Below are 16,567 nucleotides of genomic sequence, written 5' to 3' on the forward strand. Positions count from 1 at the left end.
AGAAGTTTTTGTCGAAAGAAATCTTTAAGGAAACCATAATAATCGCCCGTTATCAATCGTGGCTCCTTCAATTGAAACCGGGATTGCTGCTTCCGAAGCAGAAATTCTGTAAATATAGATTCCGGCAGGCTGGTTTACTGGTTTCCAAAGCAGTTCATTATTGCCAATATGCGGCTTTACGTGGAATGACCTCACTATTTTTCCGGTAATATCATAAATAGAAATGTTGACAAGGCCGGAGACATTGATTCCATTTACTTTAAAGTTAAAATGAAATGTGTCGGAAGAGGGGTTTGGATATACTTTGAAAAAGTGAATACCGGGTTCATGGCCAAGTGAAAAGTGGATTTGATAATCAGGCGCATAATTGCCTTCCGCGTCCCGCGCGCGTGCTGTGAGCAGATATTTTCCTGCCGGCAAGCTTTGTGGCAAGTGCGTTTCAAGATAAAAATGAGTTAAGTCTTCACTATTAAATTTGGCAGATTCTAGATAGAGTCGTTTCTCCGGACAGCCCTGACAAAGCGGTTGTAGCCAAATAAAAATGCCCGAAGTATCTGTTCGTATTTTCTCTGCATCTGCATCAAAAAGCCGGATTTGCAGCAATGCATTGCGGTTAATTTGCTCACCGTCTGTTAACTGGCGCCCGCCGATATGCACAGTCAGTAACGGCGGGACTATGTCGGAGCCGGCTGGGTCATTGCGCATTCTCCAGTACTTGTAAACGATGCGATTATCAGCGTCATTTTCTTCCGGAATCAGATTCTCTTCATCCAGAACAAATTCAAAAGATTCAGTACTCATGAAGGCGGGATTTCCTGGAATTTGAAATTGGATAGTATCCGCAACAGCCACCGCCTTGCATTCAATTACCTGCCTGTAAACCAATTTATCAGTATCCCATCTTCGGAAAGTCAGCTTGGGGGTCTGTTTCAAATTCCGCCCATTATTTTTAACAATAACCTTGAAAATAACCTGATCACCGGACTTTGCCGGAAGTGACAATCTCAAATAGGTCGAATCAAATGAATAATCGGGCAGCTGGGCCGGGAAAATGCGTATCGCGGGGTCGCCATGCAAGGTCATTTGCTGAACTGTGGTACTATCATAGATGTCCGGTTTACGCTGCATATTCCGCTTGATCGCCTCCTGCTGAATGGTGCCGAACGGCTGACTCGTAAATCGCGGATCAGCAAGAACTTCGTAAAAAATGTCCGTGTACCTTTTCAATGCGGTTGACACGCCATTGAATGTGTGCGCAAGAAAAAGTACAGCACCATTTTTCGGCGAGAATATCCAGTCGCTGCTGAGGGTTTTGTCTGAATAAAAAATGCTGCCCGCTGCACAACCGTTGATAATAACCGCCGGATAATTGGGGTGATTGTTATAATTGTTTTTCTCATTGCTGGCATAACCGATGTCAATATCGGTGATATCAGGCGCTGAATGCCCGAATAGCGTAACCAGAGCTGCTCCACGGTTTATTTGCCGGTAAAGTGGAATGTGTTCCACTGGATCGTCGGATTCTTTTGAAACCGTTTCAATACGCGCGCCGAGGATAGAACCGTTTAGTTTTTGTTCAAAACCCTGAACATAACTTTTGAAAACAGACAGCTCCTGCCTGGACCTGCCGCCACTCAGGTGCAGGATATTCTTTCTCCATTCCGCAGAATAAGGCTGCGCTTCAAGTGATTTAACCTTCGTCAGATAATCCAGGACCTGCTGCGGGGTAATGGCGCCAATGCGACCAACAGGAACCACCGGATATAAAATATCTCGTGTGGGGTCGGTGACAAGTGCCACATCAGAGCCGGGCCAGCCTGCATTTGGGATCAGGTCAGTTTGTGAAGGATTGCGGATCTTTCGTGCTTTTTGCGGATCAATGGATTTTCCAATCAGTAAAACAAATTTCAAGGCCCCACTTGAACGAAGCCAGGCGATCAGATTTTTAGTGCCCTGCGGACCGCGCTGACCAAAATTGAACTGGTCAAATACAGTGTTTATGTTAATAATTAAAGGCTTGTAGCCGCCACCCTGTGGTGAAGCGCGGTAGCTGGCGTAGGCTTCTACTGGGTCTGTCCCATTTGCCAAAACACGTAACAGAGGGTGCGTAATAATCAGGTAATCTGCATTTGATGCATTTATTTCCTGAAAGTGTGCTGGCCGAATACTGGCCACCGGCAAATATTCTCTCACTCCGATCACGCGCCGGGCACCATTTATGTATATCAGTTTATTTTGTCTTATCAGCTTCCTGATCAGATCAGGATTTGTGCAGTCGTAAAAGGTAGTGTTTGGCGCGTAAACGCATTTCCAGGTCTGCTGTGAGTTCTTAAAATGAAATAGCTTCTGGTCTTCTTCCGGTGCAAATTTGCTTTCCTGTAAATAACTCAGCTTTAAATAGGAAACTGAGATATGGCTGCCTGTTACTGGAACAATAGCAATCCTGCATGTGCCATTTTCACTTAGATCTCCTTTTTTTAATAAAAAAGTGGCTATCCAGGTACCGTAGTCATTAAAATGATCATTCGCAATTTTTCTGGGTAGGGCACCATCTTTCTCAATAGATATATCAAATGAATGGGCGCCGGCTGTCCATCCGGCGAGCATGATCTCGATTTCTATTTCCTGATCCGGAATATCTGCCAGATCATGCATTGGCATTTCGTAAATGGTTTTCTCTTTGATCTCCGGCCCGGTCCAGCCTTCGCCGGTATCATAATCCGACAATGCAGAGCCGTCTTCAAACCCGCTTCCATCGGGATAAAACCGGCCGGGTAAATAATGAGATGTATATAGTTGCAGTGTTTCTTCGCGATGACACAAAAGCGTTTCACCTGTATGCACCCCGCCAGCTTGTGCAATTCGCTTGCCTGACCCTCCGTCGCTTCGCCAGGTAAGGAAATAAAATGTTGTGTCCGAAAACAGACTGTAATAGCTGTGCGGCATCGCTTGCCGCATCACGTAAAGTGACGTATCACGCCTGCCGTCATTTTTTTCTCCGTAAAAACGGAGAAAACCGTCTGCATTCAACGGGACAAATCCTGAATCTGAAATTTCAATTGCTATCTCTTTGCCATCCCTGAAAATCTGGAAAGCATTGGCTGGAATGTCCGGCACCGGGATTCCTATGTCGGACAAGTCTTGAGCCGTAACCTGGTAAAATCCGGTTTTGACAATCGGGATCTTGAAGTAATGCTGTTGCGTGTTGATCCATTCATTGCCAAATAGCCGCTGGGCATGCAGCGGGGGTTGACAAAAAAATACCAGCAGAATAATGTGTGTGGCTTTATACATAGAAATACGGAAACGAGCTGTCAGTCAGCCATTTTCCGCACGTAAACATTCATCGAAAATGAATATGCATGGTCGTCGTCGGTCCCATGATATTCGGATTCAACGAGTTCCCAGTCATTTTGGTTAAGTATCGGAAAATAAGCATCTCCTTCCAGCTCAGCGTGAACGATCGTGAGATAGAGCTTTTGAACAAGCGGGAGCATCTGTTCAAAAACAGCAGCTCCTCCGAGTATAAATACGTCCGTCTCGTCAGAAAGTAACGCCAGTGCGGCGGGAATATCTTTGGCAAACTCTGTTCGCTGCGGCTCCGGGTTGCCGGCGCGCGACGTTAGTACCACGTTCCGATAGTCAGAATGCAATGCGTCAGGTGCTTCAAAGCTTGTTCTTCCCATCATAAATGGTTTTCCGGCAGTGATCCTTTTAAAGTTTTCCCACTCGTCGGGTAAATGCCAGGGTAGGTGGTTATGGTTTCCTATCACCCGATTTTCACTCATCGCGGCAATGATGCAGAGACGGGGTAGCACCGAATTTGCTCGTGTTAAATTGGACTGTTCTATCATAATCATCATCATTTTACCGGTCATCAAATAAAACAACCATTCCTCACATCACCGCGATCTTTTTAACATGGTACCTTGCATCGCAAAGTACCTGTGTATACCTTTGTATTGTTAGAAACAGAAATTCTATCTATTAGCCATGAACTTATTCATTTAAATTAACACATGAAACCACATGAATATTGAAAATGCCCAAGTGCAGATGCGGAAGGGGATACTGGAATTCTGCATTCTGCACATCATATCCCGGGGCGAAGTATACGCGTCGGATATGCTGGATGAACTCACGTCTGCTCACATCATGGTGGTTGAAGGCACACTATACCCTCTTTTGACCCGATTGAAAAATTCAGGCTGGCTGGATTATAAATGGGTGGAGTCGTCTTCGGGACCTCCAAGGAAATACTATGTTTTGACGGATGAGGGGAAGGTATTTCTGGAAGCGATGCAAGCCACCTGGTTTGAATTGGCCGACTCGGTAAAAACCGTGATTCAGCGAACTGAGGATCTGAGCAAAGCGGATCCCGGCAATCTTCCTGACCCTAACTGATCATTTAGAGACATTCGATTATTCCAATCATGAAAAAGACAATCAGCATAAATATAGGCGGTATCATTTTCCATATCGAGGAAGACGGGTACGAAAAACTGAAAGCCTACCTGGCTTCGATCCAGAAATACTTCGCCTCGTTTGCGGACAGTAAAGAAATCGTCTCAGATATAGAGGGCCGTATAGCGGAAAGGTTTATTAATAAGCAAAAAGCAGAAAATAAGCAGGTTATCTCGCTTACAGATGTAGAAGAGCTGATCGCAGCAATGGGAACTGTTGCTGATTTTGAGGCGATCGAGCAAGCTGAGGATATCCTGGCTGATCCGCTGGAAACCGCCGCGCAAAATGCGAATCCCAAACAGGAACCCGCTTCCCATACTCCTCCTAAAACCGAACCCGTTAAGCCATCCGGCCCGCGCAAGCTTTACCGCGATCTTCGCCGGAAGCTCCTGGGTGGAGTTGCAGCCGGCCTGGGACATTACTTTACGGTTGACCCTATTTGGGTAAGACTTGCATTCCTGTTCGCCGTAGTAGGTTTACCAGCCGGCTCGGGGATGATGAATCTCAATATGGAAGACGAGCTGGGGCCACTTTCCGGCTTTATGGTTCTGGTTTATATTGCAATGTGGGTTGCGTTTCCAGGCTCATCGACGCTGGAAGAAGATGCTAAAATCAAGAAATTTTTTCGTGATCCGGACAGAAAGGTCGTAGGCGGCGTGGCAGCCGGAGTGGCTTCCTATTTCGGGGTAGACCTGGGCGTGGTAAGATTTCTATGGGTGCTTTCTATTTTGCTGTTTGGAACCGGCGTGGTCATTTATATTGTACTGTGGGTTATTGCCCCGGTAGCGAATACATTGACTGAGAAAATGGAAATGCAGGGAGAACCCATTACCCTCTCCAATATCGAGTCGAATATCAAGCAGGGGCTAAACCTGGACGAAAAAACAGGTGAGGAGCATATCCTGACAAAATTGTTGCTTTTCCCTTTTCGTGCTATTGCCTTGCTGATCACGGCGCTGGGGAACTTATTAAAAGGCCTTGGCCCGATTCTCAGGATCATGATCGGAGCATTCCTGATCGGAATGTCGGTCATCGGCTTGCTGACATTGATCATAGGAGGAGGCGTGGCGCTGGGTCTGACTACGGCCGCCCCGTTTGACGACCTGCCAATCCCTTTTCTTATTTTTCAGGAACTGCCTGAAATCCTGATACTCTCGGGGATATTGGTCGCCGCCATTCCACTGGTTACATTTCTAATACTGGGGCTGACGCTGATTTCAAACAAGAGAATCGTGAGCGGAACGGTTTGGCTGACTATGTTAGGACTTTGGATCGTCGGCGTGATCGGCAGTACGATCGGTGGCGTGTCATACCAACGAAATTTTGCGAAACGCGGGGAAGTGGTACAGTCAGCATTTTACTCAGTACCCGCCGGTACGCTGACGCTCGATTACAATTACACCCATGATGAGGAAAATGTGGATGTGGATGTGAGACTCGCAGGACTAAATGCGGCTGACAGTATTGAAATCGTCAAAACGTTGCATGCACGTGGCAGAACGCGCGAGGATGCGCAGCGCAATGCTGAAATGCTGACTTACAATGTGGATATCAAAGATTCTGTCTTTCTATTCAGAGAAGGGCCGACCCTGGCAAATAATGGTCGTTTCCGCGACCAGCGCATTGACCTGACACTTAACCTGCCTTATAATAAACCCTTTATCATGACGCGTGATTTTTACTATTCCTTAAATGAGTGGGAATCGACCACTCAAATGATGAAGCAGTATGATCTGGGCAATCAGGATGTGAAATGGGATAATCTGCTTTGGGTAATGCACCGTGATTCTGGATTGGTTTGTACCAATATTCCTGCCAGATACATTAAAAGTGAGGAGGATAACGACAATTCAAATTATTCCTTTGAAAATGACTACAACAGCGATCTCGATCTGGGAGAAAGAGGTACTTATATCAAGCAATTCCCGGTCAGTGATTTTAATAGAATCGATATTGGCGGTGCCTATTCGATCGTTGTGCGGCAGGGAGCAGAGTTTAATGTGACTGCCGATGCGCAGGGTCAGGAAGATATTGATGACCTGAAAATTTTTGTGGAAGGTAACACCTTGAGAGTAAAGCGCTCCGCTGAGTTTAAGCTCTTTAATAATGACTGGAAGCGGATCGGGTTGGTAATTACAATGCCGACTATTGAAGGCGTGAGCCTGTCGGGCGCCAATAAGACTCTAATTTCGGGTTTTAAAGGCTTACCTAAGCTGGAAGTAGATATTTCGGGGGCGTCAAAATCGGAGCTGAATGTAGAAACCGAGCAGTTAACCTTAGGGGTCAGCGGCGCTTCAAAGATCACTTTAAGAGGATCAGCCAAATCGGCATCACTCGATGCCAGCGGTGCCTGCAAGATTGCAGCTACGGAAATGTCTATTCAAAATGCGGATGTGGACGCTTCGGGAGCTTCCAAAGTGGAATTAGGGCGGATCCCTAATCTCGACAGGCATGCGAGCGGCGCCAGCAAGATTAATGTTCAGGAGTAAACAACACAGGTGCAACTTTCATTAATCACTATGCATCTTTCGAAAAACCATAAAATCTGGATTTATGAAAAAGGTATTTGTTTTCCATATCGCGGCGATTTTGCTGACGGCCATGTCAGTTGCCCATGCACAGGAATCTAAAAAATTCGCTGTTTCAAATTTCAATAGGCTCGCCATGGGCAGCGCATTCAAGGTAGAAGTGAAGCAGGGCAGCGGGTTTAATGTAACTGCAACCGGCCGCAGCGAGGATCTTAACGACATGGAGGCACACGTTTCGGGCGGAGAGCTGAAACTGGGCTATAAAGGCAACGGTTGGAACAAAAACCGCAAGACGGTCAATGTGAGCATCACCATGCCCAATTTGCAGGGGGTTGATTTTTCAGGAGCATGTGCCGCCAATGTTGCGGGCTTTTCCGGGGTTAAAACCATGGAAATAGAAGTGAGCGGCGCTTCAAAAGTGAATATGGATTTGAAGGCGACGAAAGTGACTATGGAATTGTCCGGTGCATCTTCCCTCGTTTTGAACGGAAGCTGTGATGTTCTGGACGGAGAAGTTTCAGGCGCATCGTCATTCAAAGGCAGAGATTTTCAAACTAAGGAAGTAAATATAGATGCATCCGGTGCGAGCAGTGCGGCAGTTTACGCAAGCAATGCTGTACATGCAGAGGCCTCGGGCGCTAGTAGTGTGCGTTATTCGGGAGGTGCTAAGGATATTCATTCCAGTACCTCGGGTGCGAGTTCGGTGAAGCGGGGGGAGTAGATTTACAATTCACCATGAAATGCAAAAAGCCGGTCAAACCGGCTTTTTGTCTGTTATTATGTATTATAACTGCTGAACTTGGGGATTATCAATCTGAACCGCTCCCGCTCCGATATGGAGATTGACGAAAGTTTTTGCAGTCGTGGGAGTGTTGTTGCGGAATACAAAGTATGTAGGGTGCTTGGTGGCGGTGAACGTAATGGTCTCAGTCACCCATTGTCCTGGTTTATTCGTTAAGTCGACAACTTTTTCAATTTTGTAGAAGCCGTCATAGTCGCTGAATCCTTGGCAATCATTTTTTGTCATTTCAAGAATGATTTTTGCAGATTTAGCAAACTGGGCACCATTAATAACCGGAACATCCACGCTACTCGATGCAACTTTGAAGGTGATTTTGTACTTTTTCCCATCTATTAAATTTGAAATCATACCTGAGTAATAGCTGCTTACTCCCTGGGAATATTCACCTAATCCGGTACTAGTGGTTAAAAACGTGGTCACTCCGGGCGCGGGTGCTGGTAATGGCGTGATCCAACTTTTCGAAGGGTCGCCGCCCAGATGGTTGGTTGTGGACACTGCAAAAATAGAATTACCAGGCTTTATACCTGTCCACCATTGCCCTATATTGGCTCCAATGCCTGGTTGCCCATTGGTGGGAGAATACTTGGGAGGATCAACCCTCAACGTAGGTTCGCCAACCGGCGATTGCACCTTCTCAGTTACAGGTTCAACACTTTGTTCTTTTGAGCAACTACTCAATACCAATGCCGACGCAAAGCAGGCAGAAACAAGCGTAGTTGACAGCCATGACTTACTGTTTTTCATAAAAAACGATTTTGTAAATTGTGAATAATAGATAAGCGAAAAATTTATTCGCGATCAAAAGAAGTCAGCGTAAAGCGTAAATTGAAAACCGTTTATTGTTAGGTTCGTTTCGCTATTCCGGCGGCGCGAAAGATATTCATTCCAGCACTTCGGGTGCGAGCTCGGTGAAGCGGGGGGATTAGATTTACTTCGGACAAGAAAAAGGGTCGGTAAGTGCCGACCCTTTTTTTCTTTGAATAACTAAACTATTACTGCGGAATGAGGAGATCATCAATTTGCTTAATTGCTCCTAGACCGACGTGAAGGTTTGTGAAAGTTCTTTGAGTTGTCGGAGTCGCATTTTGAAAGGTAAAACGAGTATCATATTTGGTGGCAGTGAATGTCATTGTTACCGTAACCCATTCTGCCTGTTTACCCGTTAAATCAACAGTTTTCTCGATGTCGTAATAGCCATTAGGATCACCAAATCCCGTGCCGTCATTTTTTGCGAATCCTAAAATAATTTTTGCGGCTGTTGCATACGGGCTGGAATTGCCAAACCACAAATTGGTACTTGTTGTGGAAACTTTAAAAGTGATCATGTATTTCTTGCCGGCTACCAAATTTTTAATGATACTCGTACAGTGGCTGCTTATTACACTTGAGTTTTGTCCCATTCCTGTGCTAGTTGTTAGAATTGCATTTGCTCCGGACGCTGGTTCAGGCAGAGCTTTGACCCAAGCTTTCGAAGCGTCACCGCCCAAATGTTTCAGAGTAGAGACAGCATAGATGGAGTTACCGGGGGCAACTGCAAGCCATTTGTCGGGCTTGCTACCGATTCCAGGCTGACCAATAATTGGGTCGAAAATGGGCGGGTCAATTCGCAAATTTGGATTGTCCGTCAGATTTTCACCAGTTTTCGACTGGCCTCTTCCCTCAATCGGCTCAATTTGATTCTCCTTCGAGCAACCAGTCATAACAACTGCGGAGACGAAGCACATAGACGCCAGAGATACGGATAATAATGAAATTGTTTTTCTCATAACAATGAATTCATTTGAATAGTAGATGATTAAAAATTTACTTCGACAAAACAAAATATTCATCATGAGAAAAATGGTGTTTTATTACTGTCTGGACGATCTTGGTAATTTAACGTTTACGGTATTGCTAAATCGAGCCAGCTCCTTCGATAACAGATCAAATTTATTTTTCGTAAGAAACCTGTTTCTTAACTTGTCAAGAATTAACTGAGGTGTCAGTAAGTTTGTTCGTATGCATAGGAAACTAATACTTTTTTTACTTCTGTTACTCTTGGGCGTCCAGAATAGCCAGGCACAAGGCCGATCGAAATTCGGCGGCCGGCATGTAGATCCTTTCGGCGTTCTAAGTATTACGGCAGGAGCGGGAGTAGCCTATTACATGGGCGACCTTTCCGACGGGATCAATATGAAGCACCTGGGGTTGGGCCCGTCGGTTTCGATAGGGGCATTGTACAGGCTTACAGAGCATATAAGCGCCAGGGGAGAATTGAGGTTTTACCAGGTTTCCGCTGATCAGCAGTATTCCAAAAATTTTCAAAACAACCTGTCATTCAAAACATTCAACCCGGATATCAACCTGGGTATCAAAGCCGATCTGTTTTCATTCAATCGCCATGCGCCTGTAAACCCATACCTGATCGGAGGTATTGGTTTCACGCTTTTGAACCCTAAAGCAGAAATTGACGGAGGGTGGCAAAGCCTTGCCCCACTCACTACGGAAGGTGTCAAATACAACCGGCTTCCGCTTGTTTTTACCGCAGGAATTGGCGTTTCATTCAAAACCTCGGAAAAGTTGAGCCTGGGCGTCGAGCTTTGCAATAATTTTATGAATTCAGATTACCTGGACGATGTAAGCACCGTTTACCCGAATCCCGACCAGCTGCCGGGCGATCTTGCGAGACGCCTCTCCGACCGCGCCCCGGAAATAGGGGAACCGGCCCGTCAGCCGGGATTCAGCCGGGGAAGCGCAGAAAGTAAGGATAGTTATCTGTTCCTGCAGGTAAAGGCAAGCTATTTGATCGGAAACCGCATGCAGGCGCGGGAAAGGAAGAAAACGCGCTGTCCTAAATTTTAGATTTACCCAAAACGAAATGTTGAAACCTAAGCAACCGCACCAATCGGAAGTGACGATGACCGAAATGGTCCTCCCCAATGATACCAATACATTAAATAACCTCATGGGCGGGCGGCTGCTGCACTGGATGGATATCTGCGCAGCGATTTCAGCTCAAAAGCATTCAAACCGCATTGTAGTGACCGCGTCTGTCGATAACGTCTCTTTCACCGAACCGATTCGCCTGGGCAATATCGTGACAATGCGCGCAAAAGTTACCCGTGCATTCAACTCTTCAATGGAGGTGTTTCTCGAAGTGTGGGCGGAGGATATTCCAGCGGGAGAGCGGGTAAGTACCAACCGTGCTTTTTATACGTTCGTAGCCGTGGACCAAAATGGCCGGCCTATCGAAGTACCTCCCCTGGAACCGGAAACGGACGAGGAGAAAGAGCTGTTCCTGAGCGCACTTCGCCGGCGCCAGCTCCGGTTGGTACTGGCAGGCAGACTGAAGCCTGGGGACGCAACCGAGCTCAAAGCGCTTTTTCAGGTGGATTAACGCTGCCACTTGGCAATATTTGGTAATTTTGGAAGATTAACTCTTTATTACTTATGCCCAAAGAAATTATATTCTCAGATAAAGCCCCGGCTCCGATTGGTCCATACAGTCAGGCAGTCAAGATAAATGGTACACTTTACGTTTCCGGACAGATCGCCGCTGAACTGGCTAAGTCCGGGGATATTAAGGCAGAAACGGGCGTGGTGATGCAAAATATCGGACATATTCTCGGCGCGGCGAAACTGGGTTTTCAAAATGTGGTGAAGGCGAGCATATTTCTAAAGGATATGAATGATTTTGCAGCTGTGAATGAAATCTACGGCAGTTTTTTCACCAAAGAACCACCCGCCCGCGAAACCGTACAGGTAGCCCGGCTGCCGAAAGATGTGAATGTTGAGATCTCGGTAGTTGCGGTGGAGGGGTAAGGGGTCTTTGCAGTCATTGATGGTCACTTATAGACATTGTTAGTCATTAGTAGACACTTATTGTGCAGACGAGACAACTAATGACCCAATGACAACCAATGACCAAACATTACCCCCTTTTTAATACATTACAAGTTAAAAAATAAATGAACAACCAACCCGTTCGAGTAAGATTTGCCCCCAGCCCGACTGGACCGCTGCATGCAGGCGGAGTCCGTACTGCCTTGTATAATTATCTCTTTGCCAGGCAGCAGGGAGGGCAGATGTTGCTCCGTATTGAAGATACCGATCAGAACCGCTTTGTGCCAGGAGCCGAGGACTATATATTGGAGGCACTTTCCTGGCTGGGTATCGAAATAGATGAAGGCCCGCAGCAGGGCGGCCCGCATGCGCCGTATAAACAATCAGAAAGGAAAGAAATATACCGCGAATATGCTGAAAGGCTGGTACTGGAAGGGAAAGCCTACTATGCATTCGATACCCCCGAGCAGCTCGACGAAATGCGAAAGCGGCTCGAAGCAGCGAAAGTAGCCGCGGCGCAATACAATGCGATTACCCGCATGGAAATGACGAATTCACTCACTTTGACAGTAGGTGAAACAAAAGCGCGCATCGAAAGCGGTGATCCTTATGTGATCCGGATGAAGATCAGCCCGAAAGAAGAGATTCGGTTCAATGACCTCGTGCGCGGCTGGGTGGTCGTGCATTCTTCGCAGATCGACGATAAGGTTTTGTTGAAGTCGGACGGAATGCCGACTTACCATTTGGCCAATATCGTCGATGATCATTTAATGGGAATTACCCACGTGATCCGCGGCGAAGAGTGGCTTCCTTCAGCTCCGTTGCACGTTCTTTTATACAGATATTTAGGTTGGGAAAGCACGATGCCCCAGTTTGCGCATTTGCCGCTCCTACTCAAACCCGACGGAAACGGAAAGCTTTCAAAACGCGACGCCGACCTGGGCGGCTTCCCGATATTTCCTTTGGAATGGACGGACCCGAATACCGGTGACAAAGCAAAGGGTTTCCGTGAAGAAGGTTATCTGCCCGACGCAACTGCAAATTTCCTCGCATTACTGGGCTGGAATGCGGGTACGGAACAGGAAATATTCAGTATGGAAGAACTGATCCGGTCATTTAGCCTGGAAAGGGTGCACAAGGCGGGAGCCAGGTTCGATATTCAGAAAGCGAACTGGTTTAACCAGCAATATTTGAAACAACAAAGTGACGATGTCATTATCTCAGAGCTGAGAGCATTATATCTGGCAAAAGGCCTGGCAGTGACAGATAGCCAGCTTTCGCAAATTGTGCTTTTGCTGAAAGACCGCGTGCATTTCGTGAAAGAGATTGTTAGTGAATCCCTGTTCCTGTTCATAGCACCCGAGGCCTACGATCCGGAAGTTGTTTTGAAAAAATGGAATGAGGAAGCAGTTAATGCAATTTCAGGATTGAAAACTGCATTGGCTGAATATCCCGGTGATTTCACTGCCCACGAAATCAAAGAAGTGATTGCGGCGACCATGGAATCTATGGGAATTAAAATGGGTAAGGTAATGCAGGCATTGCGCCTCGCAGTGACCGGCGCAGGAGCCGGCCCCGACCTGATGATCATCATGGAAATTTTGGGAAAAAATGAAGTGATAAAACGCCTCGACGATGCTTTGAACCGCTTGTCAGCGCAAATCAGGCTGGCATAGAAGTTATATCGCCGTACAATCAATTTGTATAGATAGTGTGTTGATAGGTATTATTTTCGTAAAAATTGAAATCCAGATTACGCGAGTATCTGTTACTTTTTAAACAAAATGGCTAAAAAGAAACAAAGCGACCCTTCCAAACCGGTTTCTGAAAAACCGCGGGTACACAAAGACCTGGACGGTTTTGATATTCAGATCAATTCCTTCGGAGAGATCACCACCAGCTTTGACATGGACAAGATCAATGAGTTCCTGAACAAAAATGTGGATGACAAAAAACTGCGTGACCGCGAAGATATTCCCGGAAGGAAAACACGCAAATCCAAAAAGAAAACGTCCGAAGAGGAGGAAGAAGAGGAGGAGTAGGGATGAAGGGAGGAGGGAGAAAGGGATTTTACTATTTGACTGAAATTTACCAGATAACCTTTACGAAAAATGATCTCACACGAAATTGACTACAAAATCATCGGCGATGATATCCAGGTCGTTGAAATCGAGCTGGACCCGAATGAAACCGTGATTGCGGAAGCAGGCGCGATGCTTTTTATGGAAGACGGTATTCAGTTCGAAACCAAAATGGGCGACGGTTCAGAAGCTAATCAGAGCATTATGGGCAAGATATTCCAGGCCGGAACCCGTTTGCTGACTGGCGAATCACTGTTTATGACGCACTTTACCAACCGCGGGGTAGGGAAGAAAAAAGTAGCTTTTGCTGCGCCGTATCCAGGCACCGTCATGCCAATCGACCTTTCCAAGATCTACGGGAATGAGCTGATCGTGCAAAAAGACGGGTTTCTTTGCGCAGCCATGGGTACAAGTATGAAAATCCACTTCAACCAGCGTTTCGGATCTGGCCTGTTTGGAGGGGAGGGTTTTATACTGCAAAAAGTAAAAGGAGACGGAATGGCATTCGTTCACGCGGGGGGCGTGGTAATGGAGCGTCAACTGAACAATGAAACCTTGCGTGTAGATACGGGCTGCGTAGTGGCATTTGAGCAGTCACTGAGCTTTGATATACAGCGTTCGGGCGGGTTAAAATCGATGGTATTTGGCGGTGAAGGAATGTTTCTGGCTACTTTGAGAGGAACCGGCCGCTGCTGGATCCAGTCCATGCCGATTTCGAAGCTGATTCAAAGGCTATCCACTGCAGGACCAAACGCAAGAAAAGAAAGCGGCTCTGTCATAGGCGGACTAGGAAACCTGTTTGAATAGGGCAAAATTCATGTATGAATAAGAGGAAGGCAGGGATATAGTTCCTGCCTTTTTTTATTTCACTAAAACCCTGCGGGAATCTATCCCATTTGCGGAAGTGACCTTCAAAATGTAGATGCCGGCTGGAAGTTTATATACTGGTTTAACGGTTATCAAACCAATCACTTCCCTGTCCGACGAATGAATTGGATGCTCCTTGCCTGCCAGGTCGAACAAGCTGTAAGTCCCGGCATTTTCATCCGTTTTCAGATAAAACTCACGGCCGCTCACTGGATTTGGAAACACAGTAAAATCGGGCGGGCCGCCGTTTCGAAAATAAGTTACCACGCGCGAAAATGCTTCTGTCCCATTTTGATGAAGCATTTTTAACCGATAAAAATTGGCTTCGGAACTCTGATCAATGTCCCGGTATCCGAAAACCTGCGACTGGTTAGAGGCAGCTTCGTAGGTCTGCAAATCACTGTAATGTATGCCGTCAGTGGTTTTTTGTAAAACGAGCTTGCCGAGCTGCGGATCGGGTGCCAGCAGCCAGGAAATGTATAGCTCACTACCGACAGGCCGGACTGAGAGTTTATTTACAAAATCGACCTTCTGATAACTCTTATCTACATAAAAGGAATCGGAAACACTTCCTGGCAGAGTAGGGCCGGTTCCTGTCAATCTGATGCGATAATAGCCGTTTTGGAGATTGACTGGCAGCTTAACCGCAGCCGGGTTGCTGTTATCTTTTACCAAGGTATCTATAAAATTTCCGGCATTGTCCAGCAGTTCGGCCTGTATAGTTTGGTTTGGAGCAACATTTTCGTCAAACGCATATGCCACAGTGAACGCAGCGCCGGGAAATGCGATCGAAGGAACGACGCCGGTATGAATGCTATATTTCGGAAGTACCGGGGCAAGCTGTTGCACCAGCGAATCGGCCAGACTGCGGTTCCAGGCTTCGGCGGCGTGGGTTAGTCCGGCTATACCTCCGGGCAAACTTTCAAAGTGCCCGGAAAAAGGCCGGGGAATTTGAACAGTATCCAGATAGGGGCCTTTAAATACGTTAAAGCTTACAATTTCAGTCAATCTGTTTTGTGCATTGAGCACTGGTAAATAGGGATTTGGAAGGAGATTACTGACCGAATTCCGCGCCAAAACCCAGGGAACATTATATCCGGCGTCAATCCGGCTATTCCTGATCAGGGTTTGGATATGATTAAAATAGTTAGTTTCAGTAAAACCCAGCTGCGCATCATTCTCTCCATGCGACCAGAGTACAGCCCTGACACCGGTTAAAGCGGTCAGGTATTTAAGTGTATTGACGATGTTGCTGTAAGGCTGGCGGTTTGGCCAGAATTTACCTACATACAGATTATAGGCATCTTTTCCCGTCGCCGCATCGCGGTAATTTTCAGAATTTGCGGCCGCCCAGGCTGCATTGAAAAACAGGACCGGGCAATTCCACCTGGTCGCGAGCATGTCACCCAATTCTCCCCAGTACCATGAAGTTTCGCCAGTGGGAAATACAAAGTTATCTTTTAGAAGTACGTCGAATGCAGGAGCGGGTGTGGGCTGATCGGGAGCGACCGTGATATTTTCGGTATTGAGAACTTTGTTGATTCGGTTAAAAGAGATCACATTTTGAGAGGCATCCTTTGCGCCCAGACCGGGCAGGCCCATTGCGTTGGAGTTCCCGGCTACCATAAAAACTTCACCCACACCAATCCGAGGGACAATAGTGGAATCGACGAGCCCTGCCTCTGTCTCACCGATCAGTTTGAGCTGGTACCAGCCGCTTTCAGCCTGAAAATTAAAATGTAGGAATCCCTGAGCAACCTGGTCCTGCGATATGTTAATTTCATTGCCAGGGTAGATATTCCCTTCCGTGGGAGTCAGTATTGCTTTGATATTGGCATATGGAAAATAAGTATAGGCAGTAACCGGAATATGCGCGAAGCCAGCCGGGTCGCGCTGCATTACCTGGTTGTTGACTGGCGAAAAAATGCGCAATTGGGCATGAGAAGCATGAAATGCGAGGAAAAGAAAAAGCCAGACCGTAAACTTCCAATTTTTCATACAAT

14 protein-coding genes are annotated in these 16,567 nt (G+C 46.6%); 9 read left to right on the forward strand and 5 right to left on the reverse strand.

The window, feature by feature from the left end; all coding sequences use genetic code 11:
* Window positions 1-24: 24 nt before the first annotated feature.
* Both porU2 and FXO21_RS12770 read right to left on the reverse strand, forming a co-directional pair.
* The gene (gene porU2, locus FXO21_RS12765) at window positions 25-3,294 is read right to left on the reverse strand and encodes a putative type IX secretion system sortase PorU2 (RefSeq protein ID WP_149640432.1); all 3,270 of its coding nucleotides are present in this window, start codon (window positions 3,292-3,294) and stop codon (window positions 25-27) included.
* A gap of 20 nt (window positions 3,295-3,314) precedes the next feature.
* Window positions 3,315-3,854: a dihydrofolate reductase gene (locus FXO21_RS12770; protein WP_149640433.1), complete on the reverse strand. Its 540-nt coding sequence runs from the start codon at window positions 3,852-3,854 to the stop codon at window positions 3,315-3,317.
* Between the two features lie 175 nt (window positions 3,855-4,029).
* Here FXO21_RS12770 and FXO21_RS12775 point away from each other — a divergent pair, with 175 nt between their 5' ends.
* The 3 genes from FXO21_RS12775 to FXO21_RS12785 all read left to right on the forward strand — a co-directional run bounded on the left by FXO21_RS12775 (window position 4,030) and on the right by FXO21_RS12785 (window position 7,713).
* Entirely contained in the window at window positions 4,030-4,404 is a 375-nt protein-coding gene (locus FXO21_RS12775; protein ID WP_149640434.1) for a PadR family transcriptional regulator, read from the forward strand.
* Between the two features lie 29 nt (window positions 4,405-4,433).
* The gene (locus FXO21_RS12780; protein WP_149640435.1) at window positions 4,434-6,953 is read left to right on the forward strand and encodes a PspC domain-containing protein; all 2,520 of its coding nucleotides are present in this window, start codon (window positions 4,434-4,436) and stop codon (window positions 6,951-6,953) included.
* A gap of 64 nt (window positions 6,954-7,017) precedes the next feature.
* Window positions 7,018-7,713 (forward strand): head GIN domain-containing protein, encoded by a 696-nt coding sequence (locus FXO21_RS12785; protein WP_149640436.1) that lies wholly within the window; start codon window positions 7,018-7,020, stop codon window positions 7,711-7,713.
* 63 nt (window positions 7,714-7,776) lie between these two features.
* Here the strand turns inward: FXO21_RS12785 and FXO21_RS12790 are convergent, their stop codons facing one another.
* Both FXO21_RS12790 and FXO21_RS12795 read right to left on the reverse strand, forming a co-directional pair.
* Complete coding sequence (locus FXO21_RS12790; RefSeq protein WP_149640437.1) at window positions 7,777-8,538, reverse strand: hypothetical protein; 762 nt, start codon at window positions 8,536-8,538, stop codon at window positions 7,777-7,779.
* Between the two features lie 248 nt (window positions 8,539-8,786).
* Entirely contained in the window at window positions 8,787-9,626 is an 840-nt protein-coding gene (locus FXO21_RS12795) for a hypothetical protein (protein WP_149640438.1), read from the reverse strand.
* A gap of 166 nt (window positions 9,627-9,792) precedes the next feature.
* Between FXO21_RS12795 and FXO21_RS12800 the strand changes: the two genes are divergently transcribed.
* From FXO21_RS12800 to FXO21_RS12825, 6 genes are all read left to right on the forward strand, one after another.
* The gene (locus FXO21_RS12800; RefSeq protein ID WP_149640439.1) at window positions 9,793-10,635 is read left to right on the forward strand and encodes an outer membrane beta-barrel protein; all 843 of its coding nucleotides are present in this window, start codon (window positions 9,793-9,795) and stop codon (window positions 10,633-10,635) included.
* A gap of 16 nt (window positions 10,636-10,651) precedes the next feature.
* Complete coding sequence (locus tag FXO21_RS12805; protein WP_149640440.1) at window positions 10,652-11,170, forward strand: acyl-CoA thioesterase; 519 nt, start codon at window positions 10,652-10,654, stop codon at window positions 11,168-11,170.
* 53 nt (window positions 11,171-11,223) lie between these two features.
* Window positions 11,224-11,595 carry a Rid family detoxifying hydrolase gene (locus FXO21_RS12810; RefSeq protein WP_149640441.1) on the forward strand — a complete coding sequence of 124 codons (372 nt, stop codon included), beginning with the start codon at window positions 11,224-11,226 and terminating at the stop codon, window positions 11,593-11,595.
* 146 nt (window positions 11,596-11,741) lie between these two features.
* Window positions 11,742-13,292 (forward strand): glutamate--tRNA ligase, encoded by a 1,551-nt coding sequence (gene gltX, locus FXO21_RS12815; protein ID WP_149640442.1) that lies wholly within the window; start codon window positions 11,742-11,744, stop codon window positions 13,290-13,292.
* A 108-nt stretch (window positions 13,293-13,400) separates the two neighbouring features.
* A complete protein-coding gene (locus tag FXO21_RS12820) occupies window positions 13,401-13,658 on the forward strand; it encodes a hypothetical protein (RefSeq protein WP_149640443.1) in 258 nt (85 codons plus the stop codon).
* 69 nt (window positions 13,659-13,727) lie between these two features.
* A complete protein-coding gene (locus FXO21_RS12825) occupies window positions 13,728-14,504 on the forward strand; it encodes a TIGR00266 family protein (RefSeq protein WP_149640444.1) in 777 nt (258 codons plus the stop codon).
* A gap of 54 nt (window positions 14,505-14,558) precedes the next feature.
* Here FXO21_RS12825 and FXO21_RS12830 read toward each other — a convergent pair whose 3' ends face one another.
* Window positions 14,559-16,562: a T9SS type A sorting domain-containing protein gene (locus FXO21_RS12830; RefSeq protein ID WP_149640445.1), complete on the reverse strand. Its 2,004-nt coding sequence runs from the start codon at window positions 16,560-16,562 to the stop codon at window positions 14,559-14,561.
* Window positions 16,563-16,567 lie beyond the last annotated feature (5 nt).

Source organism: Dyadobacter sp. UC 10, from assembly GCF_008369915.1.
GTDB lineage: Bacteria > Bacteroidota > Bacteroidia > Cytophagales > Spirosomataceae > Dyadobacter.